Here is a 22,018-nt window from a genome sequence, read left to right as displayed (position 1 = left end):
CAGACAGTCATGTCAGGCTTTTTTTATGGGATTTTCTTTATGGCTACACAACCTCTTGCACTGCTTTCGGTCTCTGATAAATCAGGCATTGTCGAGTTTGCTCAAGGCTTGGTTCAATCAGGATTCGGCTTACTGTCTACAGGCGGCACCTATCGCCTACTCAAAGAAAACAACGTCGCGGTTACCGAAGTTTCGGACTATACTGGTTTTCCTGAGATGATGGACGGCCGCGTCAAAACCTTACACCCAAAAATCCATGGCGGTATTTTGGGTCGCCGCGGCATTGATGATGCGGTCATGAGCGAGCACGCGATTGAGCGTATCGACTTGGTGGTGGTCAACCTCTATCCATTCGCGCAAACCATCGCCCGTGCGGATGTGACCATGAACGATGCGATTGAAAACATCGATATCGGTGGTCCGACGATGGTACGCTCAGCAGCCAAAAACCATGCCCACGTCGGTATCGTCACTGACCCTGCCGATTATGCGCGCGTTCTGGACGCACTGGGCAACGGCACGACCTTGAGCGAAGGCTTACGCTACGATTTGGCGGTAAAAGCCTTTGAACATACCGCACAGTATGATGGCATGATTGCCAATTTCTTGGGCAGCCGTGTCAACGAAACCAAACAGCCTGAAACCTTTGCACGTACGCTAAACTTGCATTTTGCCAAGGCAGAAGACCTGCGCTATGGTGAAAACCCCCATCAAAAAGCCGCGTTTTACGTTGAGCCTCAAGGCACAAGCGAAACCCAAGCCTCGATTGCAACCGCGCAGCAATTACAAGGTAAAGCCTTGTCATACAATAATATTGCGGATACCGACGCCGCGCTTGAGTGCGTCAAAGCGTTTAGCATGCCTGCATGCGTTATCGTAAAACATGCCAACCCTTGCGGCGTGGCAGTAGACAGCGACCAGACCAACGCGTATCGTACGGCTTTTAGCACCGACCCTGAATCCTCATTTGGTGGCATCATTGCTTTTAACCGTCCATTGACCGCAGTCACGGCCAAAGCCATCATCGACAATCAGTTCGTTGAAGTGATTATTGCCCCAAGTATAGAAGACGGCGTGCTTGAGATTACTGGCAGTAAGAAAAACGTTCGCGTGCTTGTTTGTGGCGATTTGCCAACACCAGAAGCGCGCGCCGCACAGATGGATTACAAGCGCGTAAACGGTGGTCTATTGGTACAAGAGCAAGACTTGGGCTTTATCCATGCCAGCGACCTAAAAATCGTCACAGACGTACAGCCTACCGAAGCACAGATTGCAGACTTGCTGTTCTCTTGGAACGTTGCCAAATACGTCAAATCTAACGCCATCGTCTATGGCCGCAACCAACGTACCATCGGTATCGGTGCAGGTCAGATGAGCCGTGTGAACTCTGCACGTATTGCAGCCATCAAGGCGGAGCACGCAGGCTTGGTAACTGAAGGTGCGGTTATGGCCTCAGACGCGTTCTTCCCGTTCCGTGACGGCATTGACAACGCGGCAGCCGTAGGCATCTCAGCCATCATCCAGCCTGGTGGCTCTATGCGTGATGACGAAACCATTGCCGCCGCCAATGAGCACGGCATCGCGATGGTATTCACTGGCATGCGCCATTTCCGTCACTAACTGCTGATGATACGTACAAGGCTGACTTGATACGTATCGTTGTTGGTTCTGTCACGACAAAAACTTACGATAAAAAAAGCCCCGATTATCTCGGGGCTTTTTTTGTCTGACAATACAGAATTGATAAGTAACGTTTAGCACGAGCAGACAACGCTGATGCTGAGTGGGTGGACAGCATGACCGCCGTCCACCTTAGCGCTTATCGTCCTTGTGTGCTGGCTATATTCGCCTCATTCACGTCTACTTCGTACACCATACGCAGATACTCTAGGTAATCTTGCAGATGGTTTTGCCCCATATTGTCACGCACGATACGTGCGGTCTCCGCTTTTTGTTCATCTGAGAGCTGTGCTTGCTGTTCAATCTTAATGCGGTCGCCGACCATGACACTCGCGCCCATATCGGTTGCGGTGGCAAACGCGGTCACGCCATTTTCTGGTGCTTGTTTGCTAAATGCCAGACTGCGCTCTTTTTCTGTCAGTAGCGTGGTCTGACGGCTGACTTCACCCAAAGATTGTAGCTTGACGCCCGCTTTTTGGATATCGGCCACTGTTTTGATGCCCGCAGCGACCTGTTTGGCATCTTTTAATGCCAGCTCACTGGCCGCTTTTTTGCGTAGCAGCTGAGTGATGCGCGGTGTGGCTTCTTGTAACGTTAGGGTTTTGGTTGGACGATAGTTGCTCGACTGCACCCAAACGGTCGCATCAGCAACATCAATGCCCGCGCTTACCGCTTGGTCTTGAATACTAAACTCATCAAAGGCTTGCTTAACCACCACAGGCTGTGACAGTGCTGAGGTGTTGTTGGTCTTGCGGTAGTCTTTGATGGTTTTTAGCGCGACATTTTCTTGCTGCGCGATGTCATTGATGCTAAGGCCATCTGCGGCCAAGTCATTAATGGCCGTTACTTTGTCGGCATAGGCAGCTTGACGCTTATATTCTACCGCCTTGGCTGTCAACTGCTTGCGCATGCTCTCCATGCTTGGTACTTGCTCGCCATTGTCTTCGGTGACTGTAAAGATTTGATAACCAAAGCTGGTCTGAATCGGTGCGGTGGTCTCGCCCACTTGTAGACCATCCAGAGCGCTGGCAACTTTTTCAGCATCACTACCGAATACTGACGCATTGAACGTGCCAATAGCGCCGCCTGTCTCGCCTGATGGGTCATCAGATTCTGTTTTGGCAAGAGTAGCAAACGACTCGCCTTTATCAAGACGCGCTTTAACCGCTTGCGCGCGCGCTTTGGCATTGTCGCCTGACAGCAAAATCTGACTGATTTGACGCTCATCTTCTAGCGCCAGTGACTGCTTATAAGCGGCATATTGCTGCTTGATGTCCTCTTCGCTCACGCTCTCTACCGTGATGTCTTCAGGGCGCAGCTGAATATACGCCAAATCGAGCATCGCGGCGCTTTTTAACGCGTCTTTATTGCCATCATAATAGCTTTGTACTTGCTGCTGGCTGACCGTCACCTTATCGGCATAATCTTGCCAGTTAAAGCGGTGTAGCCATAGCGTACGCGCTTCAAGCTGCAAATCAATCAATTGGTTGATGGACTTCATCGGATAAATAGCCGTGCCTACGATGCTGGCATTTAACTGCTCAAGGCTCAACTGGTTACGAAATTCAGCAAACAGCTGATTTTTATTCATACCGCGCTGACGCAAGAACAAAGCAAACTTATCGTTTGAAAAGTTGCCATCGGCATCTTGAAAGCCTTCTTCTTGACGCAGCAAACGGTTGATGGTCTCATCAGAAACCGTCATACCGAGCTTGCCTGCCTGCTGCTGGAGCAGCGCACGGTCAACCAAACCGCGCAACACCTGCTCATGCAGCACATCTTCATTGAGCAAACTGGCATCTTTTAGGTCTTGTAATAGTTCAGTACGGCGGCTATTGACTGCGTTTTGATACTCAGACAGGCTGACGCTGTCATCACCCACTTTGGCGACTTGGTTGGGGTCGACGCCACTTTGAAAATAGCTTTCAATACCCAATAAGGCAAGCGGCGATAAGCATACAATCAATAAAATGCGACCTGGCCAACTTTTTAAAAAATCGCGCAAGTTATCCATAGTTATTTCTGCTCTATTAACCTAATAAATGAAAACCAGTGCCTATAGCAATGGCAAAAAATCTGCTTGACCCCGCATACGGCAGCGTGATTCGATGACACACGCCTGCTTGCAGGGTTAATAAACGGCGGGCTCTATGATACGTGAAATTTTGCCCAGACTCAAAATATTCACACAATAAACCTGCGTATTCTCAAGCATTCAGACAAAGCGTTTTGCGAAGCGTGCTGGGTGAATGCTTGGCGTGTTGAGCGCCGCTGCCACGAATATACAAAAAAAAGCACCCATAAAGGTGCTTTTTGCTGAATACTGCTCGAGTGGGGCGTATCAGCGTGGCAAATTAGTTCAAGCGTTCTTTTAGGTTTTTACCTGCTTTAAAGCTTGGTACTTTACTTGCTGGAATGCTTAGCTCTTCGCCAGTCTTAGGATTGCGACCAGTGCGTGCTTTGCGGTCTTTTACACTGAACGTACCAAAGCCAACCAAAGAGATGCTCTCGCCAGCTTCTAGTGCGTCACCGATGCTGTCCATAACTGCATTTAGGGCATCGCCTGCTTGGGTCTTATTCAGGCCGCTTTTTTCTGCGATGCTATCAATCAATTCTGACTTATTCATAAAAATTCCTTCAAGTTTTAGGACTAAAATAAACGCTAAGGCTAAACATTGTATCGCTCTGCTAGAGTTTAGGCAACACGCACAATATTTGCTTCGGTCCTCACAGACGCCGCGTCATCAACCGCCTTTATATCAAGGGTACAGCGGTCGCGCAAGTGATTTTACATATTTTCGGGTCTAAGACTACCTATCTGACATAGATAGTTACGTAAAACACCAAGAAATACGCTTTTAGCGCTCAATTTTGGTGCGCTCTTGCCTGCTGGTCAATACAACAACAAATTGCAAACTGACACAAGCAGGCGTTACTTTTTATGATGAAGGCGTTATCATAGCCTCTGTCTATAGCACATGTATTGATGTGCGCTAGGTTGTCTGGGTTATTTGTATTTTTATAGGACGTTATATTTTTTAATGACCGTATAGGGTGGATAATGGATACGCTGCCCCAGCTGTCGGTTGTTTTTGATAGGTTTGTTCATCAGCATTTTTTTATTACATAAAAAACGGATTATTCACATGAAGCGTGCCACGTTGTCTCACTCTCTTCTTAATATAGTTTTGGTCTTCATTGAGTCAGCACTGACGCTGCTACTGCGCCTCGATGGCGAACTGCGTAAGTCCGCCTACCCACTTGCTAAGCAAGGCACGGTGGTTTGCTTGCGTCTGTATTTGCCCCATGTCCAAGTGTACGCCACGTTCAGTTACAAAGGCGTGCTGCTCGATGCAGACTTGCCCATCGGTCGCAGTGAGCCTGATGTGATTATCAACGCCTACAGTTTGCAGGTGCTGAGCGCTATCGCCACCCACGACAGTGAAAGCACAGAAAAGCTACAGATTCGCGGTGAGTCGGTACAGGTGCAGCTGGTCAAGCAGTTCATTACCCAGCTGGGCATCGGCAGCCTGATTCAAGGGATTATCAGAAAGCTTAAAAACGATGACAATGCGGTACGTCCAAGCCAAACCGAGTTGCAAGAAAAGCAAAACAATTATAAACGCCGCATCAGCGAGCAGCAGACACAAATCAATACCTTAACCACCAAGAACCGCGAGCTGGAAACCACCGTCAAAGAGCTGCACAGCAAGCAAAAGACTTTTATGATTATCTCGGCGGTCATGACTGTCATTGCAATTGCTGCCATTATTGCTGCGGTAGCGATGTAAGCCGCGCCATCGTTGTGCATGACACGTTGGCGTTATATTCCAGCCATCTTATTTGATACGTTGCGACACCTGTAGCCATTGGCTTGACAGGTGTTTTTTTATGCTACAGGTCTGCTTTATATCAGCGCGGGTTTTGACTCGCTTTGATGGCGCATCTTTATAGCGACACGCTCTGTATTGATTGTACCTATCGTAATGATTGATTCGATTAACGATTGAGTGACATTTCAATCTTGACTAAATTACTCAGGATTACGTATAATAACTCATCTCGTCACACATCAGGCTTAATTGGCTGCTGTTTTTAGCGATGATACTAGACTTAGGCATGTTGCCCATTGGTTGGCTATGACAAGGAAGCATCAGGCCAGCAATGCATTTGGCTTATTACTGATCAGTTTGGAGATATATTATGCGCTTAACCACCCGAGGTCGATATGCAGTGACTGCACTGCTTGATTTGGCATTACAGACCAGCCAGCAAGACAGTGCCGTATCGTTGTCTGACATTGCCAAACGGCAGTCTATTTCTATCTCTTATTTAGAGCAATTGTTTTCCAAACTTCGTAAGCGCGGTCTGGTGACCAGTATTCGCGGCGCCGCAGGTGGCTATCATTTAGCAAAGCCGCTTGATGAAATCGATGTCATGAGTATCATCTCTGCCGTTGATGAGTCTGTAAACGCGATGCAGTGCGAAGGACGCGGCGATTGCCAAGGCGGCACGATGTGTTTGACCCACGATTTGTGGTGCGCACTGTCAAATCATATAGAACAGTACTTGAAAAATATTACATTAGCACAATTATTGGACATGGAAAATGTACAATCGATCTCTGATCGTCAGCATTTAAGTGTCGCAAAAGACATCTCTACCATTACTCTATCGACCAGCGAGGCATCCCCAGCATGAGCCAACATAACCACCTTATATACCTAGATTATGCCGCCACAACGCCAGTTGCCGAATCGGTAGCGGCGAAGATGACCAAATACCTGACCGTAGATGGCGTGTTTGGTAACCCAGCGTCACGTTCACACGGTTACGGCTGGCAGGCAGAAGAGGCGGTAGAAACGGCGCGTCAGCAAATCGCTGAAGTGATCAATGCTGACCCACGTGAGATTGTATTCACCTCAGGTGCCACTGAGTCAGACAACCTAGCGATTAAAGGCGCGGCGCATTTTTATCAAGGTCGCGGCAAACACATCATTACCAGCAAAATCGAACACAAAGCGGTACTCGATACCTGCCGTGAGCTTGAGCAAGAAGGCTTTGAGATTACTTATCTTGAGCCGCAGCCAGGCACTGGTCTTATTTTGCCAGAGCAAGTTAAAGAAGCGCTACGTGATGACACCATCTTGGTATCACTGATGATGGTGAACAATGAGCTGGGCACGATTACTGATGTGGCAGCGATTGGTGAGCTTACCCGTGAAGCGGGCGTGATTTTCCATGTTGATGGCGCGCAAGCGGTAGGTAAAGTACGTGTTGACCTTGAAAACACCAAAATTGACTTGATGAGCTTTTCAGGTCACAAAGCCTATGGCCCAAAAGGCATCGGTGCCCTATTCGTCCGTCGTAAGCCACGCGTACGCCTAAAAGCGGAGCAGCATGGCGGTGGTCATGAGCGCGGTATGCGTTCAGGCACATTGCCGACGCACCAAATCGTGGGTATGGGTGAAGCCTTTAGTCTGGCACATGAGCGTTTTGAAGAAGACCATAAGCACGCCAGCGCCCTACGCCAAAAGCTGTGGGACGGCTTACAAGACATCGAAGAGATTTATCTCAACGGCAGTCTTGACAACAGCGTACCGAACATTGTGAACATCAGCTTTAACTTTGTTGAAGGTGAGTCGCTCATGATGTCGCTAAAAGACTTGGCGGTATCATCAGGTTCAGCCTGTACTTCAGCGACGCTAGAGCCATCGTACGTCCTGCGCGCTATTGGACGCTCTGATGAGTTGGCACACAGCTCTATCCGCTTTAGCTTTGGTCGCTACACCACCGAAGAAGACGTTGATACCGTCATCAAACAAATGCATGAAGCGGTAGAAAAACTACGCGCATTGTCACCCCTTTGGGACATGTATCAAGAAGGTATCGATTTGAACTCAGTAGAATGGGCGGAGCACTAAGCCTTACCGATACCGTCTGACTGCGCTCGATATCAATAACCAGATATTAATAACATACAGCGTTTGACCCCAATTATCGATGCGTGCCTCGCGCGCATCACCCAACTAGGAGAAAACTCATGGCTTATAGTGACCAAGTAATCGACCATTATGAGAACCCACGCAACGTCGGCAACTTAGACAAAAATGCTAAGAATGTTGGTACTGGCATGGTAGGCGCGCCCGCTTGTGGCGACGTCATGCGCTTGCAAATTCAAGTGGGTGATGATGGCATCATCGAAGACGCTCGCTTTAAAACTTATGGCTGCGGCTCAGCGATTGCCTCAAGCTCATTGGTAACCGAATGGCTAAAAGGCAAAAGCCTAGATCAAGCCAGCGAAATCAAAAACAACGATATCGCTCAAGAGTTGGCATTGCCACCTGTAAAAGTCCACTGCTCTGTATTGGCAGAAGACGCTATTAAAGCGGCTATCAGCGACTACAAAAACAAGCACGGCGAAGCTGCCGCTGCTGAGTAATCGCACATTGATTGCTTATGGCAGTATGCTAAGCGCACCTGCCATAGCGTAGTGCCGATTGGGTAGCGATAGATTCGCTACCTGATATTTTTTGTGGCAATGACCACATACTGACAGTTGTTACTGTTTTATATTGATATATCATCCGTTTTATCTATTACCAGCGCCTTGTGCCCCAACGGGTACACACTGGTACATCAAACGAATAAGTCAAAGGGGTTGGCATGATTGAGATGACAGAACGCGCCGCTCAGCACGTCCGTGATTTTTTACAAAATCGTGGTAAGGGTGAGGGCATTCGTGTGGGTATTCGCACAGCAGGTTGTTCTGGTCTGGCGTATGTCCTAGAGTTTGTGGACACACCAGATGACAATGACACACGTTTTGAGAGCCATGATGTGGCTATTTTTGTCGATCCCAAAAGCTTGGTCTATTTAGACGGTCTGCTGATGGATTACGTGGCAGAAGGGCTGAACGAAGGGTTTCGATTTACCAATCCCAATCAAAAAGGCGAATGCGGCTGCGGTGAGTCGTTTACTGTATAAGTAAAGCAGCTGCCGTGAATGGCTCTGCGCGACTCTCCACCCTTTATTGATGATACTTGATTGATGATATAAGGCGCTTGTTATGACCAATCAGACCGATGCTTCCTCTATGAGCAGCAATTTTTTTGCACTCTTCGAGCAGCCCGTAGGCTTTGAGGTGAATCAAAGCCAGCTGGACACGCAGCTGCGGGTACTGCAAAAGCAGCACCACCCTGACAATGCGCGCGATACCCACGCCCAGCGACAAGCTGAGCAGACCTCTGCCGTCATTAATCACGCCTATCAAACCTTAAGTCATCCTGATACCCGCGCCAGCTATTTGCTTGAGATGTCAGGGCATGCGCACAATCTTGAGCAGTCGATTGCCGATTTGGACTTTTTGGATGATGCCATGGAGATGCGCATGGATTTGGACGACGCGCTCGCGCAGCACGACCAAACCACGCTTCGCACCCTGCACCCAAAAGTTTCGGACAGACTACAAACCCAGTCTGCCCGCTTTGTGACCGCTTATGACGAAAAAGCGTGGGAAGATGCTATCGATGCCACCCAAAAGCTAAAATTCTTGGTCAAGTTAGATGCCGATATTCGCGCAGGGCTGGATGATGTCATGCAAGCGGCGCATGATGATGGCGACGATGACTTGTATATGTAGCACAATACGACCTGCTGTACTAAAATACCAAGCAAGTCTGCCGTGTTATGATACCTAAGTATCGTTTCGATGACGCTATGCTAAGCGGCAATACTAAGATACCTCACGGTAGACTCTGGTACTGCCCTTTTTTTTATTTTATCTATTGATTATTTGAGTGGTCTTATGTCTTTACTGCAAATTGCCGAACCCAATCAGAGTACCCAGCCACATCAGCACCGTTTCGGACTGGGCATTGACCTTGGTACGACCCGTTCACTGGTGGCGGTCGTACGCTCTGGTAAGGCGCAGGTGATAGAGGCCGCTGGCCCAGAAGACACCTTGCTGCCCTCCGTCGTGTATTACCCAAGTGAAGGCACAGCCGTTGTGGGACAGGCAGCACTGCGTCATCAGACCGACGACTCACAAAATACCATAATTTCTGCCAAGCGCTTTATGGGTCGCAGCAAGGCGGATATTAAATTCTCTCATCCTTATACGCTAAGCGGTGCAGATGACACCATGCCTGCGTTTGTCACCGCGCAAGGGGACATCTCCCCTGTTGCAGTGTCTGCACGTATTCTAAGTGCCCTAAGTGCCCGCGCGGAGCAAGCCCTGCCCGACGACAGCATTGAAGGTGCAGTGATTACTGTGCCTGCCTACTTTGATGAAGCCCAGCGTCAAGCGACCAAAGACGCAGCTGAAGCGGCTGGTATTACGGTACTGCGCTTGCTCAATGAGCCTACTGCGGCGGCGGTGGCTTATGGCTTGGACAAGCGCGCAGACGCAACCGAGCGCCATTATTTGATTTATGATTTGGGCGGCGGCACGTTTGATGTGTCTATTTTAAAGCTTACCGATGGCGTGTTTGAAGTGCTCGCTACAGGGGGCAACAGTGCTCTTGGCGGCGATGATATCGATCGTTTGCTTAGCAACTGGCTGATTGGTCAGCTTGGACTTCAGGCAGCTGAAGTCAGCTTGCACGATAAGTCCGTATTGGCACAAACCGCCAAAGCTTATAAACAAGCCCTGACCGAGCAAGAACAGGTCACCGTCGATGTGACATTGCAAGGCGCTCATTTTGCAGGCACGCTTAGCCGAGATACGCTGTTGTCCATCATCGCCCCTGTAACCCGCCGTACGCTTAGCGTTTGCGAGCAGGTACTCCGCGATGCCGATTTATCTATTGATGATTTGGACGAGGTGGTTTTGGTGGGCGGCTCAACGCGCATGCCTGCCATTCAGCAAACGGTAGAGACGTTCTTTAACACCACGCCGCTATGCAGCATCAACCCTGATGAAGTGGTGGCTCTGGGTGCCGCGCAGACAGCCGACCAGCTGATACATAAGCGCGACAATGCCTTGTTGCTGCTCGACGTTACCCCGCTATCATTGGGACTTGAGACCATGGGCGGGTTGGTTGAAGTTTTGATTCCTAGAAACACCCCGATTCCTGTCAAAAAACGCCAAGTGTTCACCACTTATCAAGACGGTCAAACGGGCATGGTCATCCATGTGGTACAAGGTGAGCGTGATACGGTCGACAACTGCCGTTCGCTCGGTCGCTTTGAGCTGTACGGTATCCCGCCGATGAAGGCAGGGTTTGCCCGCATTGAGGTGACCTTTGCTATTGATGCCAATGGTCAGCTGACCGTCAGTGCGCAAGAGACCACCACCAAAACCATGAGTGAGATTGACATCATTCCCTCATACGGTCTGTCTGATGAGCAAAAAGAGCAGCTGCTCGTATCAGGCTTTAAGTACGCGCAAGAAGACAAAACCGCGCGCTCATTGATTGAGACCAAAGTTGAGGCTGAGCGCGAGCTATTAGCCCTTGGCTCTGCGCTCAATGACTTTGGCGGACTGCTTAATGACGATGAGCAGCAAGCGCTACGCACGCACATGAGCGCCTTACAAGCAGCGATTGACGCTGAGCAGCTGACGGACATTGAACGCTTACAAGCCAACCTAAAGCCGCACAGCGATGCCTTTGCTGCCCGTATCATGAACCAAAGCGTCAAGCAAAGCATGGCAGGCACCAGCGCCGCCGATTGGTCATAGATTGCAGCTGACCGTAACGATTTTACTTATTCACCCATAGCCATTAAGCGAATCCTTATTATGCCAAAAATTACTGTACTCCCCCATCATGAAATCTGCCCTGAAGGTGCTGAAGTTGAGCTCGAATCAGGTCGCAACTTGTGTCAGGCGCTACTAGAAAAGGGCATCAAAATCGAACACGCTTGCGAGATGTCAAAAGCATGCACCACGTGTCATGTGGTGGTGCGCAAGGGCTTTAACAGCTTGGATGAAATGGACGATATCGAAGCCGACTTATTAGACCGCGCTTGGGGGCTGGAGCCAGATTCTCGCCTGTCTTGTCAGGTCATGCTCGAAGATGATGATTTGACGATTGAGATTCCAAAGTACACCCTCAATCATGCCAAAGAAAACCACTAATACGCCCGTTTTGATTGGCGAAACAATAGCCTTTTTATAAAAAAAGACCCACCTATATTTGCTGGGTCTTTTTTATGTTATATATTGGCAGTTCACACGCTGTTTAATGCTTGTCTTTATTTTGGCTCATCCTCGCCCATCATCATCACGCGCTCTTCTTTTTCTAAACGCTCTAAAGCGAAGCTTAATTGGCTTTTGATTTCTTGATAATCGTAGTTTTTCATGTCTTTAAAGTTTAAATGCAAATTAAACCCAGGCAAGGTATGATCCACCCATTTTGATGATTGCCCTTTATGCACATCAGGGTCGAGTACCTGCCACGCCTGTATCGGCTCATCAAAACCTTTTAGGTTAAAATTCCCAGCGAACTCACACTCATAGTCATGACAAATATAGTCATAGGTGGTCTGACTGATAAAAATCTCGCCCTTGCCTGCCGCAGACTCTAGGCGCGATGCCAGATTGGCCTCTTTACCAATCAAGGTATAGCTTAGGCGGCTTTTGCTGCCGAAGTTGCCAACGTGGCAATAGCCTGTGGTGATGCCGATACGCACATACAGCCCCTCAAAGCCCATCAGCCGCCACTTTTGTCGCAAGCTGCGCATCTCGCGGCGCATATCAATCGCCATCGCCACGCAATCTAAAGCATCTTGGCGGGCGCCGCGACTGTTTGGCTCACCAAAAAAGCACACCATCCCGTCGCCGATAAACTTATCGAGTACCGCGCCATGTTTGTTGGCAATACCTGTCATATGATGCATATAGGTGTTTAAAATATCGGCAAGGTTGTCAGCACTCAGGCTGTCCGACAGCTCAGTAAAGCCGACAATGTCAGAGAACATGATGGTCAGGCGTGCGCGTTTGTTGGTCACATCAACGGGGCTGTCGGTTTTGACAATCGGTTGCCAGATTTGCGGCTGAATAAAGCGCGTAAGCTTGTTAATCACTGAAACCATCGTCCCGAGGCGGCTTTTTGCCTGCTGTGAGGACTCTATGCAGGCCACATACTGATAATAAACACGACCAAACTGCCAGAGCATCACCACAATACTGGCAAGCAGTACCAAGTCAGGCACGATGGTATTGGCGCAGCTGACGCGGCTTGGCACCATAATCCAGCTGACCGCATAAAAGATGCCCACATTCACCAGCGCTACAATCGACAATTTAAAGCGATTGTCAGGATGGCTGATAATGATGCGATAGCCAATCATCAGTATCAAGCTCAAAGAGAGCACCGCACAAAACTGCATTGCGCCGATGACCGCTGCCAGCAGCACCACCACGATACTCGTCGTCCAAAAACTCACATCGCGCGAATAGTTGTAGATGAGCAGCATCACGCTAGGCACGCCGATGACAATCATCAATGCCAGCGCACTGTGACCAAAGTCAAAATTCCAAGCAATTAAAAATACGGTCAACAGCAGCACAAAGAGTTCTGGGTAATCAAAACCTTGCCTGCCATTATTGCGTGATGACACAAATGTGTTCAATTGTGATATCAGAGACATGCTGGACGCTCACTCTAGCGATAAAGTTAACAACAACCTACAGACCTGTGTGGTCCATAAACCATCTGCTTAGATGAAAATCAGCTTTTACTGGCCCTATAAAAACGCGGTGTATGCGGTTGATTTACCTATCAAAATAAATTAACACAAATTATACATTCAATATTGGGCATCGCCTATGCCGCTAATAACAAAAAAAGCACCATTAATCTGTATTAATGATGCCTTAAGTAGGAATAACAAGCTTGGACGGATAAATAATCGCTAAGGATACTGGCGACTACATTTTCCAATCAAAGGGCATTTGGTGATGACCACGAAGCGCCATCATGAGCGGCTGTTGCATTTGCGTCAATACCTCTTGGGTATAAGGTACCGCTGGCGTGCCCCACACGGGGTTTGGCCATTGGCTGTCATTTTGATAGCGCACGATATGGTGAAAATGCAACTGCGGCACTTGATTGCCAAGGGCAGCAACGTTCATTTTGTCGGCTTGGAAGGTCTTGGCGAGCTGACTCGACAGCCAGCTTGACTCACGCAAAAACTGCGCTTGGTCCGATTCAGACAACTCATAAAGCTCTTTGATACCAGAGACACGCGGTACCAAAATTAACCAAGGAAACTGGCAATCATTGATCAAACGACACGTCGATAAAGGAAAATCACCCACCAAAAAACTGTCGGCGGCAAGTTTGGGATGCAGTTGGAACATAATGAAAGTTTCTCTTGTTATCAAATAGCAATAAAGTTAAACGTGCAAGCAATGTGCGTATTTTATCAGGTATCGGACAGATTACCTAGTCAGATTATGGCATCTGTCCATTATCCTAAGCCTTTACGCGGGCTGCGCGACCGTATGCTCCGTAAAATAGCTCAGCAGCTCTTGCACGACCGCGACCCGCGCTTCAGACTCTGCCAGCTTGTCTGGGTGCGTATAGCGGATACCTGATGCGCCATTCATACGGTAGTGCTGCCCATTGGACTGAATCAGTTTGATGATTGCCAGCGCGTCGACGGGTGTGTCAGGGGCGAACTCAATACTCACGCTGCTGCTACTCGCATCAATTTTATTGACCATCAACGGCTCAGCGAGCAGGCGCAAACGGTGGATGGCAAACAGCTGCTGCGTTTGCTCAGGCAGACTGCCAAAGCGATCAATCATCTCGGTACGGATGTCCGTCAGCGCCGCTTTGTCGTCAGCATTACTGATGCGCTTATAAAACAATAGGCGCTGATGCACATCGTGCAAATAGTCTTCGGGTATCAAGGCCGAGCTGTGCAGATTGATATCGCTGGTCAAAGACAGTGGCGTGTGCAAGTCAGGCTCTTTGCCCGCTTTGATGGCTTTGGTCGCGCGTTCAAGCATGTCCATATAGAGGCTAAAGCCAATCGCCTGCATGTTGCCACTTTGCTGCTTACCCAGTATCTCGCCTGCCCCGCGAATCTCCAAGTCTTCACTTGCCAGCATAAAGCCTGCGCCCAGCGTATTGGCGTGTTCGATAGCGTGCAAGCGGCGCTTGGCATCACCTTTTAAGCCTTTGATAGACGGCACGAGCAGATAGCAGTACGCTTGGTGGTGACTGCGCCCCACCCGTCCACGCAGCTGATGCAGCTGCGCCAGACCGAACTTGTCGGCGCGCTCAATGATGATGGTGTTGGCATTGGGCACATCAATCCCCGTCTCAATGATGGTGGTACATATCAAGACATTGAATTTTTTATGATAAAACTGCTGCATGATTTGCTCAAGCTGACGCTCTTGCATTTGCCCATGTGCCACGCCGACTCTTGCTTCGGGTACCAGCTCGCGGATGGTCTCTGCCATACGCTCGATACTCGCCACATCATTGTGCAGCAGATACACTTGCCCGCCACGCAGCAGCTCGCGCAATATCGCCTCTTTCATCAAGGCTTCGGTTTTTGCCATGACAAAGGTTTTAATGGCGAGGCGGCGCGCAGGCGGCGTGGCAATAATCGACATATCGCGCATGCCTGAAAGCGCCATATTCAGCGTACGCGGGATGGGCGTGGCGGTCATAGATAAGCTGTCAACATTGGTCTGAATCGCTTTGATACGCTCTTTATGACGCACCCCAAAGCGGTGCTCTTCATCCACAATCATCAGACCCAAATTGGCAAACTTCACATCAGGCTGGAGCAGCTTATGCGTACCGATAACGATATCGACCTTTCCTGCTGCCAAGTCTGCCAGCACCGTTTCTTGGTGTTTTTTACCGCCAAAGCGGGACAACGACTCAATACGCACAGGCCAATCGGCAAAACGGTCTAAAAAGTTGTCTTCGTGCTGTCCTGCCAGCAGTGTGGTCGGCACGAGCACTGCCACCTGATAACCCGCATTGACCGCGATAAATGCCGCACGCATCGCGACTTCAGTTTTACCAAAGCCCACATCGCCACAAATCAGTCTGTCCATTGGCTGGTTCTGCTTCATGTCATGCATCACCGCATGGATGGCATTGGCTTGGTCAGGTGTTTCTTCAAAGGCAAACTGACTGGCGAACAGCTCGTACTGATTCATATCCATCTGAAAATGAATGCCGACTTTCGCTTCGCGCCGTGCCTGCATGTTCAGCAGCTCAGCCGCGACATCGTGGATTTGTTGCAAGGCTTTTTGCTTGGCTTTGTCCCACTTGCCTGTGCCGATTTTGTGCAAAGGCGCTAAGGCAGGGTCGCCGCCACTGTAGCGGCTAATCATCTGTAGACTGGCAACGGGCACGTAAATGCTGGCATCATCGGCGTATTTTAGATGGATAAACTCTTGCTCACCATCACCGACATCCAGCGTAATAAGACCTTGATAGCGCCCGATACCGTGCTCTAAATGCACCACTGGACTGCCTTCAGTCATCTCGGTCACGCTCTTGACCAAAAATTCCTCAGATACCCCACTTTGGCGGCGGCGGCGGGTTTGCAGCACTTGTCTGCCAAACAGCTGCGTCTCACTAATGACCACCAAACGCTCAGGCACATAAACCCCGCGCTCAATCGGCGCGACCGTCACCCCAACATAAGGCTTGTCTGTAGACTGTAGCGACTCTTCACGATGCAAAAAGGCGGCAAAATCGGCATACATCTTGGTATCGACTTTACTTTTAAACAACTCGATTAATATCTCGCGGCGACCCGCCGTCTCTGCCACAATCAGCACAGGGGTATCGTTTTGTTGCTGCACCTGCAAAAAGTCCAGCAGCGCGCTTAGCGGCTCTGCCTGCTGATGGTTAATGAACAAATCAGGCGGCACATCACAAGTTAAGCGCACCACCTCGGCACGCTCGTCAGCGCTGGCAGCAATGTGCGGGTCGGCGCTTAATAAAACGCGAGGATGGCGCTTTAAATACTCATTCAGACGGTTGCTGGGCAAATACAGCAGCTCAGGGGCGACGATGGGCTTGTCAATATCATGGCGGCGCTCTTCATAGCGGCGCTGAATTTGCGACCAATAATCGCTTTGCTTCGCGCTATAGCCCTCATCAATGACGAACAAGGCGTCGGTCGGCAGATAATCAAACAGCGTGCTTTCGCTCGCCCATACCTCAGGATCAAAAAACAGCGGCTGATAATACTCAAGACCGCTACTGGCAATTCCCGCCATCACATCTTTGTGCAGCTCCAGTTTTCGGCTACTGGTATCCGGGAACATGGCGGCAAAGTTGGTACGAAAAGTCTCACGACCTTCTTCTAAAGGAAATTCTTTGGCAGGCAGGATTTGGAACTGCTTGATAGGCTTTGAGATGTCAGGCAACTTGTGCAGTAGCGATAACGACTCTTGCCCCATACTGCTGTCTTGTCCAGACAGCATCGCTGCCAAGTCTTCATTACTCAAAGTGCGCTGGGTCTGCGGATGAAAAAAGCGAATGCTCTCAATCTCGTCATCGAACAAATCTAAGCGCAGCGGAAACGGCTGCCCCATCGCAAAGATATCGACAATACTGCCACGTACTGCAAATTCGCCTGGCTCAAAGACATTGTCTACTGCGCGGTAACCTGCCGTTGCCAGCTGTTCACGCTGTTTGGCAATGTCAAAAACATCACCGACGCTCAAATCAAAATGCTGCCCGATAAGCCAGCTGGGCGGCGCAACGCGGTGCATAAGTGCCTGTATGGATATCAGCAAAATGCCCGTAGTGGGCATCTGTGTCAGCAGATTAATACGCTCGCTGACGATGTCTTGGTGCGGCGACAGCTCATCGTAGGTCAAAGTCTCCCAATCAGGAAACACATAAGCATCGACACCGCAAAAGGCAAGCTCCGTCTCAATCTGATTGAGCTGACTTTGGTCACGCGTGACCACCACCGTCAGCCTATCTTTGGCATCACCGACTGTCGTCTCGACCAAACTTGCCAGCCATAGGCTACCTACAGCGCCATGGGTGGGCGCCAATATACGACGCTGAGCGTCTTTAATAGGAAACAGCTGTTTATTGATGGTGTCAAAAGCGTCAGTCAAAGCAGTGATAGGCATAGTCAATGCAGTCAAGGTTATGGGTCGGAGCACCATTATACGAACATTTTTGGCATTGACCAAAATTTATGCCGTAACGGTTTGTCACTCAGTATATAGCAGCGATGAACGATATAAATAAGCAAAAAAATGCAGTCAACATAAAAAACCCAGCATCACTGCTGGGCACACCATGTCTATCTTGTTGGCGTAGTTATCGTTGAGAATCTCAAATAATGTCAATCTATCAGCGGGGTATCGCTGGCGATGATGCCGTTATTGTCTGCATACAAGAACATCCCAGAATTCAAGGTCAAATCAGCAAAACAAATCTCAATATCGATCTGACCCTCATCACGGCGGGTTGATTTGCGCGGTATGCAGCCAAGCGCTTTTACGCCAATAGCCATCTTTGCCAAGTCATCGACATCACGCACGCAGCCATAAATCACCACGCCTGCCCAGCCGTTATCTATTGCCGACTGAGCAATCATATCGCCCAGCAAGGCACAGCGCATAGAGCCGCCACCATCAACGACCAGCACTTTACCTCGACCTTGTTTGTCTTTGCCGTCACCGTTCAAGAGTGCTTTGACGCAGCTGTTGTCTTCAAAACACTTGACCGTGACAATCTCACCATAAAAACGGTCTTTGCCGCCAAAGCTCTGAAAAGACTTGCCCTCAATATTCGGCAGACACACCTGCGCCTTGGGGTTTGCATCGAGCAAATCACAGGTGACGAAGGCTTCTTGATGATAAAAAGTATCTGACATAGCAAGCTCCTTGCGAATGCATCATCCTTGTTGGCATATATTGTGCCTTTTACAGCACGCCGTTTATTGCAATTACGGTTTGACCCGCGTCATGGCCAGCATCTGTTTGTTTTCCACATACTGAATGTGGCTGTAGCCGCTTGGCTCGCGGTACTTGCTGCGCTCATAGACATCGTGCGCGCTCATAGCCATCGCAATAGCCACGCGCTTGGCAGAGATGGGGTGTAGCGGTAAAGACTCAGACAACAGCGGCGATATCAGCTGAAACGCCTTTTGGCTGATGCTTTCAATCGGACGACCTTTGTGCTTACCAAGGAGTAATGAGGGGCGAAAGACAACCAACTGCGGAAACTTTAGCGCGGCAATCGCCTGCTCGGTTTGCGCTTTGACGCGGTTATAAAAAAAGCGGCTGTCGCTGTCGGCATTGACCGCTGACAACAAAAAGAAATGCCGTACCCCGCGCTCACGGCACAAGGTCGCAAACCGCACATTGTACTCGTGGTCGACTTTGCGAAAGGCTTCATCACTGCCCGCTTGTTTTTTGGTCGTACCAAGGCAGCTGAACGCATCAGTACTCTTGTCTACACCCACGCTACCAAAGATTTCTGATAAATTGTCAAAATCTTGGAGCTGATAAAAACGCATACGCGAATTCATATAACGAGGCGGGCGTCTGGCAATCACAATCAAGGTGTCATACAGCTCACTGATTTGTTTAATCAAATGCTGTCCCACCAATCCTGTTGCGCCAATCACAATGGCTTTTTGCTGCATACCTTATCCACTTTTATCATTATTGGTGTTGTCTTTGCGCGGGTATCATAACGTAATCTTTGACCTAAGTTACCCTATAACGGATGCGATTATCTATCATTTATTGTAAGAGAGTTTATCAAAGCCACGTTATAGCGACTTTTTTGCGCCAAAACAGCAGCTATCGCGCACTTCTTTGGTGAAGTGTGGGTAAAGATATTGTCCTTGTGCTAATAATTTGCTAAGATAGCCAGCTTTATACGTTGCGGTGGTTTCATATATTCCAAGCCACCTTGACACTTACGATGACCTCCATCGGCATAATGCTAGACGAGACGGCTGCTCGTCACCGGTGATTGTAAGTCTGATAACTGCAATCAATATTCATATTTTTATCTGTCTTTTATAAAGGAGATACGCGTGGCTAACTCTGCACAAGCTCGTAAACGCGCCCGTCAAAACACCAAACGTCGCCAGCACACTGCATCACAGCGCTCAATGGTTCGTACTTACCTAAAGCGTGTTGATGCGGCTATCGCGTCAAAAGACTACGCTGCTGCGACTGAAGCTTACAACAAAGCAGTACCTGTTATTGACCGTATGGCGGACAAAGGCATTATTCATAAAAATAAAGCCGCTCGTCGCAAGAGCCGTTTGAACAAAGCAATCAAAGGCCTACAAGCTTAATTGATTGTTGTTTAAACAACTCAAGGCATGGGCTGTTTGCATACCCTAAGTGTAGCGCATACAGTCCATACCGCAAAAACCTTGCTCAGTCAGCAAGGTTTTTTTATGCCTAAAATCTGTCTTGATACTTGTTGCCCGTTATACCTACTACTTTTTAAAATAACAGCGGTCTATAGCACATTAACAGTTATGGTCGCTCTTATGAGTCGAACAGACGCGTGATACTTGCGCTGTCCTCTCCCCATGACACGTCAGGCGGCAACAGCAGCTCATCGGGATGAAAGCCTGCTGCCATATAGTGCGCCAGCAGCGTCCGTACAGGGCGGGTATAGACCGCGCCGCGCCAGACAAAGTGCGCTTCTGCCTTATCAAAAGGCTGGTCATCAAACCACAAAAACACCCCTTCCATCATCTTAGGCCAATCGTTCCAATCAATCTCATTGACCTCGAACATCACCGCCAAAAAAGCCGATATCAACGTATCATGGCTGACTGCCAGCATCAGATGCCCGTGCTGCGGCTGATGCTGATAAAACAAAGACAGGATATCGAGCCCGCCTTGATAAGCGTTTTTTGTGCCCTCTAAATTGTTTTGCAAAAAACGATTGATAAAGTTCAGTACGCCGATTTCCTTGAATATCTTACCCGCGACCCGCGGCTCAGTGACCAAGCTTCCAGGCTCGACCAATAGCGACTGATGCGTGACCGAGCGACGTAGCCCCGCCCCTTCTTGCATCAGCTGCGCGGTATCGATACAGCGCGTGATGGGACTTGAGATACTGTCCACATCGAGCGAATACGGCAAATGGGTTGCCAGCCAGCGCCCCCACGACTTTGCCAGTACTCGTCCTTTGGGGGTCAAAGGCAACTGCTCACTGGCGAACCCTTGCCCGTCTGAGCGCTCACGTAAAGAGTGTCTGGTGAATAAAATCAGACGCTCGTTTTGTGGCAGCAGTTTCACCGATGCGATCATGCTCTCAGGCAAATGGGCAGGCGCAGGCGTGTTCGGTATCTCTGTCATCATTCTCTCAAAGGCAGGCCAGCAAATAGGGTAAAAACCACGTTTTAGTAGCCTAACAGATTTTATAGATGGCGTGAATGGTCGATTGTTGTCGATATGGTTCACAGTTCGTGGCTTTGCTGATGCTTGGCTTAGGTATTATTATGGCTATTAACTTTTATACCTCGACCACTTTATGCCATGCAAAATCAAGGTCGGTACTGCTGGTCTCTTTTGGGTAGGCGCGCGGATTGACCACCACCCGCGTACGATGCAGCTGATAGTCAAACGCCTCATGCGTATGCCCATGCACCCACAAACTCGGTGCCCAGGGCTCATACATCCATTCAGACAAATCACTGACAAACGCAGCATTGCTCGGCAGTTCAGCGTATTTTTCTGATACTGATAATGGACTGATGCTGTGATGGGTCATGACCACCACTTTTTTGTTCAAGGCTTTTGCTTCTATCAAGGCGTTTTGTAGCCACAAGCGCTGCTGTTGGTGCAGCGCTACAGAATACTCAGGTGAAAACAGTGTATCGCCGACATAGATTTGTTTGTAATCGCGCATAAACTGCTGGGCATGAAACATCGTCTCCTCAGTGACTTGGTATTGATAGTCGGTCCACAACGTGCAGCCTAGGATACGCACGTCACCGATATCCACATGCTGGCATTGCAGCACCCGTAGTCCTTGCTGCATATCAGCGTGATAGTTGTCCCAGCGCCCAAGTAGCGCATCAAACTGCCGAATGTCTTCGCCAAAATATTCATGATTGCCCGCAATCGTAACAATCGGCTTGCCAAGTGTCGCGGCCTGCTCTTGTAGCCATAGCATGCCCGTATCGCCATTGGCCGTATCCCCTGCGACCAATATCACATCGGCATCGGTCTTTGGAATCTGTCCTAGTGGACGAGACTGCTTGGCATAACTGTCAATATGCAAATCACTTAATACTTGTATTTTCATCATCGTTCAATCTTCTGGCTGACGGCGGTTATGGTCATTCGTTAGTGTAGCATCTATTGTCCAGTACAAAAGCGCAGGCCATAAAAAAGACAACA

The 22,018-nt window shown here is 49.2% G+C and carries 19 protein-coding genes; 10 read left to right on the top strand and 9 right to left on the bottom strand.

The window, feature by feature from the left end; translation table 11 throughout:
* Positions 1-39: 39 nt before the first annotated feature.
* Positions 40-1,620, top strand: a complete 1,581-nt coding sequence (gene purH / locus JMW05_RS10620; RefSeq protein WP_201505223.1) for a bifunctional phosphoribosylaminoimidazolecarboxamide formyltransferase/IMP cyclohydrolase — start codon at positions 40-42, stop codon at positions 1,618-1,620.
* A 199-nt stretch (positions 1,621-1,819) separates the two neighbouring features.
* Here the strand turns inward: purH and JMW05_RS10615 are convergent, their stop codons facing one another.
* Both JMW05_RS10615 and JMW05_RS10610 read right to left on the bottom strand, forming a co-directional pair.
* Positions 1,820-3,694 carry a SurA N-terminal domain-containing protein gene (locus tag JMW05_RS10615; RefSeq protein ID WP_201505222.1) on the bottom strand — a complete coding sequence of 625 codons (1,875 nt, stop codon included), beginning with the start codon at positions 3,692-3,694 and terminating at the stop codon, positions 1,820-1,822.
* 340 nt (positions 3,695-4,034) lie between these two features.
* The gene (locus JMW05_RS10610; protein ID WP_201505221.1) at positions 4,035-4,307 is read right to left on the bottom strand and encodes an HU family DNA-binding protein; all 273 of its coding nucleotides are present in this window, start codon (positions 4,305-4,307) and stop codon (positions 4,035-4,037) included.
* 519 nt (positions 4,308-4,826) lie between these two features.
* Between JMW05_RS10610 and JMW05_RS10605 the strand changes: the two genes are divergently transcribed.
* From JMW05_RS10605 to fdx, 8 genes are all read left to right on the top strand, one after another.
* A complete protein-coding gene (locus JMW05_RS10605; RefSeq protein WP_201505220.1) occupies positions 4,827-5,471 on the top strand; it encodes a hypothetical protein in 645 nt (214 codons plus the stop codon).
* Between the two features lie 412 nt (positions 5,472-5,883).
* Entirely contained in the window at positions 5,884-6,381 is a 498-nt protein-coding gene (locus JMW05_RS10600) for an Rrf2 family transcriptional regulator (protein WP_201505219.1), read from the top strand.
* Complete coding sequence (locus JMW05_RS10595) at positions 6,378-7,604, top strand: IscS subfamily cysteine desulfurase (RefSeq protein ID WP_201505218.1); 1,227 nt, start codon at positions 6,378-6,380, stop codon at positions 7,602-7,604. Before JMW05_RS10600 ends, JMW05_RS10595 begins: the two co-directional genes overlap by 4 nt.
* A 119-nt stretch (positions 7,605-7,723) precedes the next feature.
* Positions 7,724-8,122, top strand: a complete 399-nt coding sequence (gene iscU / locus JMW05_RS10590; RefSeq protein ID WP_201505217.1) for a Fe-S cluster assembly scaffold IscU — start codon at positions 7,724-7,726, stop codon at positions 8,120-8,122.
* Positions 8,123-8,346: 224 nt separating this feature from the next.
* Entirely contained in the window at positions 8,347-8,667 is a 321-nt protein-coding gene (gene iscA / locus JMW05_RS10585) for an iron-sulfur cluster assembly protein IscA (protein WP_201505216.1), read from the top strand.
* An 82-nt stretch (positions 8,668-8,749) separates the two neighbouring features.
* Positions 8,750-9,322 carry a Fe-S protein assembly co-chaperone HscB gene (gene hscB, locus JMW05_RS10580; protein WP_201505215.1) on the top strand — a complete coding sequence of 191 codons (573 nt, stop codon included), beginning with the start codon at positions 8,750-8,752 and terminating at the stop codon, positions 9,320-9,322.
* A 165-nt stretch (positions 9,323-9,487) separates the two neighbouring features.
* Positions 9,488-11,362 carry a Fe-S protein assembly chaperone HscA gene (hscA, locus tag JMW05_RS10575; protein WP_201505214.1) on the top strand — a complete coding sequence of 625 codons (1,875 nt, stop codon included), beginning with the start codon at positions 9,488-9,490 and terminating at the stop codon, positions 11,360-11,362.
* A 60-nt stretch (positions 11,363-11,422) separates the two neighbouring features.
* The gene (gene fdx / locus JMW05_RS10570) at positions 11,423-11,761 is read left to right on the top strand and encodes an ISC system 2Fe-2S type ferredoxin (RefSeq protein WP_199507092.1); all 339 of its coding nucleotides are present in this window, start codon (positions 11,423-11,425) and stop codon (positions 11,759-11,761) included.
* Between the two features lie 116 nt (positions 11,762-11,877).
* Here the strand turns inward: fdx and JMW05_RS10565 are convergent, their stop codons facing one another.
* The 5 genes from JMW05_RS10565 to JMW05_RS10545 form a co-directional block, all read right to left on the bottom strand.
* Positions 11,878-13,245, bottom strand: coding sequence for an adenylate/guanylate cyclase domain-containing protein (locus JMW05_RS10565; protein ID WP_227691511.1), 1,368 nt, complete (start codon positions 13,243-13,245; stop codon positions 11,878-11,880).
* A 310-nt stretch (positions 13,246-13,555) separates the two neighbouring features.
* Positions 13,556-13,987 carry an HIT domain-containing protein gene (locus JMW05_RS10560; RefSeq protein ID WP_201505212.1) on the bottom strand — a complete coding sequence of 144 codons (432 nt, stop codon included), beginning with the start codon at positions 13,985-13,987 and terminating at the stop codon, positions 13,556-13,558.
* Between the two features lie 123 nt (positions 13,988-14,110).
* A complete protein-coding gene (gene mfd, locus JMW05_RS10555; protein WP_201505211.1) occupies positions 14,111-17,758 on the bottom strand; it encodes a transcription-repair coupling factor in 3,648 nt (1,215 codons plus the stop codon).
* Between the two features lie 218 nt (positions 17,759-17,976).
* Positions 17,977-18,510, bottom strand: a complete 534-nt coding sequence (gene rraA, locus JMW05_RS10550; protein WP_201505210.1) for a ribonuclease E activity regulator RraA — start codon at positions 18,508-18,510, stop codon at positions 17,977-17,979.
* 72 nt (positions 18,511-18,582) lie between these two features.
* Positions 18,583-19,284 carry an NAD-dependent epimerase/dehydratase family protein gene (locus JMW05_RS10545; RefSeq protein ID WP_201505209.1) on the bottom strand — a complete coding sequence of 234 codons (702 nt, stop codon included), beginning with the start codon at positions 19,282-19,284 and terminating at the stop codon, positions 18,583-18,585.
* A 399-nt stretch (positions 19,285-19,683) separates the two neighbouring features.
* Between JMW05_RS10545 and rpsT the strand changes: the two genes are divergently transcribed.
* On the top strand, positions 19,684-19,950 hold the full coding sequence (rpsT, locus tag JMW05_RS10540; RefSeq protein WP_201505208.1) for a 30S ribosomal protein S20: 267 nt from the start codon (positions 19,684-19,686) through the stop codon (positions 19,948-19,950).
* Between the two features lie 199 nt (positions 19,951-20,149).
* Here the strand turns inward: rpsT and JMW05_RS10535 are convergent, their stop codons facing one another.
* Both JMW05_RS10535 and JMW05_RS10530 read right to left on the bottom strand, forming a co-directional pair.
* Positions 20,150-20,974: a histidine phosphatase family protein gene (locus tag JMW05_RS10535; RefSeq protein ID WP_406947462.1), complete on the bottom strand. Its 825-nt coding sequence runs from the start codon at positions 20,972-20,974 to the stop codon at positions 20,150-20,152.
* A gap of 154 nt (positions 20,975-21,128) precedes the next feature.
* On the bottom strand, positions 21,129-21,926 hold the full coding sequence (locus tag JMW05_RS10530) for a metallophosphoesterase (RefSeq protein WP_320158761.1): 798 nt from the start codon (positions 21,924-21,926) through the stop codon (positions 21,129-21,131).
* Positions 21,927-22,018: the final 92 nt, after the last annotated feature.

Source organism: Psychrobacter aestuarii (assembly GCF_904846035.1).
Taxonomy (GTDB): Bacteria; Pseudomonadota; Gammaproteobacteria; order Pseudomonadales; family Moraxellaceae; genus Psychrobacter; species Psychrobacter aestuarii.
This window is presented reverse-complemented; position numbering and strand designations above follow the sequence as displayed.

What these genes read in the sequence shown, in the direction of transcription:
- iscU (WP_201505217.1), top strand. Translation starts at nt 7,724, where the DNA reads ATGGCTTATAGTGACCAAGTAATCGACCATTATGAGAACCCACGCAAC.
- iscA (WP_201505216.1), top strand. Translation starts at nt 8,347, where the DNA reads ATGATTGAGATGACAGAACGCGCCGCTCAGCACGTCCGTGATTTTTTA.
- JMW05_RS10535 (WP_406947462.1), bottom strand. Translation starts at nt 20,974, where the DNA reads ATGATGACAGAGATACCGAACACGCCTGCGCCTGCCCATTTGCCTGAG.
- JMW05_RS10595 (WP_201505218.1), top strand. Translation starts at nt 6,378, where the DNA reads ATGAGCCAACATAACCACCTTATATACCTAGATTATGCCGCCACAACG.
- JMW05_RS10545 (WP_201505209.1), bottom strand. Translation starts at nt 19,284, where the DNA reads ATGCAGCAAAAAGCCATTGTGATTGGCGCAACAGGATTGGTGGGACAG.
- purH (WP_201505223.1), top strand. Translation starts at nt 40, where the DNA reads ATGGCTACACAACCTCTTGCACTGCTTTCGGTCTCTGATAAATCAGGC.
- mfd (WP_201505211.1), bottom strand. Translation starts at nt 17,758, where the DNA reads ATGCCTATCACTGCTTTGACTGACGCTTTTGACACCATCAATAAACAG.
- JMW05_RS10610 (WP_201505221.1), bottom strand. Translation starts at nt 4,307, where the DNA reads ATGAATAAGTCAGAATTGATTGATAGCATCGCAGAAAAAAGCGGCCTG.
- rraA (WP_201505210.1), bottom strand. Translation starts at nt 18,510, where the DNA reads ATGTCAGATACTTTTTATCATCAAGAAGCCTTCGTCACCTGTGATTTG.
- JMW05_RS10605 (WP_201505220.1), top strand. Translation starts at nt 4,827, where the DNA reads ATGAAGCGTGCCACGTTGTCTCACTCTCTTCTTAATATAGTTTTGGTC.
- JMW05_RS10530 (WP_320158761.1), bottom strand. Translation starts at nt 21,926, where the DNA reads ATGATGAAAATACAAGTATTAAGTGATTTGCATATTGACAGTTATGCC.
- JMW05_RS10615 (WP_201505222.1), bottom strand. Translation starts at nt 3,694, where the DNA reads ATGGATAACTTGCGCGATTTTTTAAAAAGTTGGCCAGGTCGCATTTTA.
- hscB (WP_201505215.1), top strand. Translation starts at nt 8,750, where the DNA reads ATGACCAATCAGACCGATGCTTCCTCTATGAGCAGCAATTTTTTTGCA.
- JMW05_RS10560 (WP_201505212.1), bottom strand. Translation starts at nt 13,987, where the DNA reads ATGTTCCAACTGCATCCCAAACTTGCCGCCGACAGTTTTTTGGTGGGT.
- JMW05_RS10600 (WP_201505219.1), top strand. Translation starts at nt 5,884, where the DNA reads ATGCGCTTAACCACCCGAGGTCGATATGCAGTGACTGCACTGCTTGAT.
- hscA (WP_201505214.1), top strand. Translation starts at nt 9,488, where the DNA reads ATGTCTTTACTGCAAATTGCCGAACCCAATCAGAGTACCCAGCCACAT.
- fdx (WP_199507092.1), top strand. Translation starts at nt 11,423, where the DNA reads ATGCCAAAAATTACTGTACTCCCCCATCATGAAATCTGCCCTGAAGGT.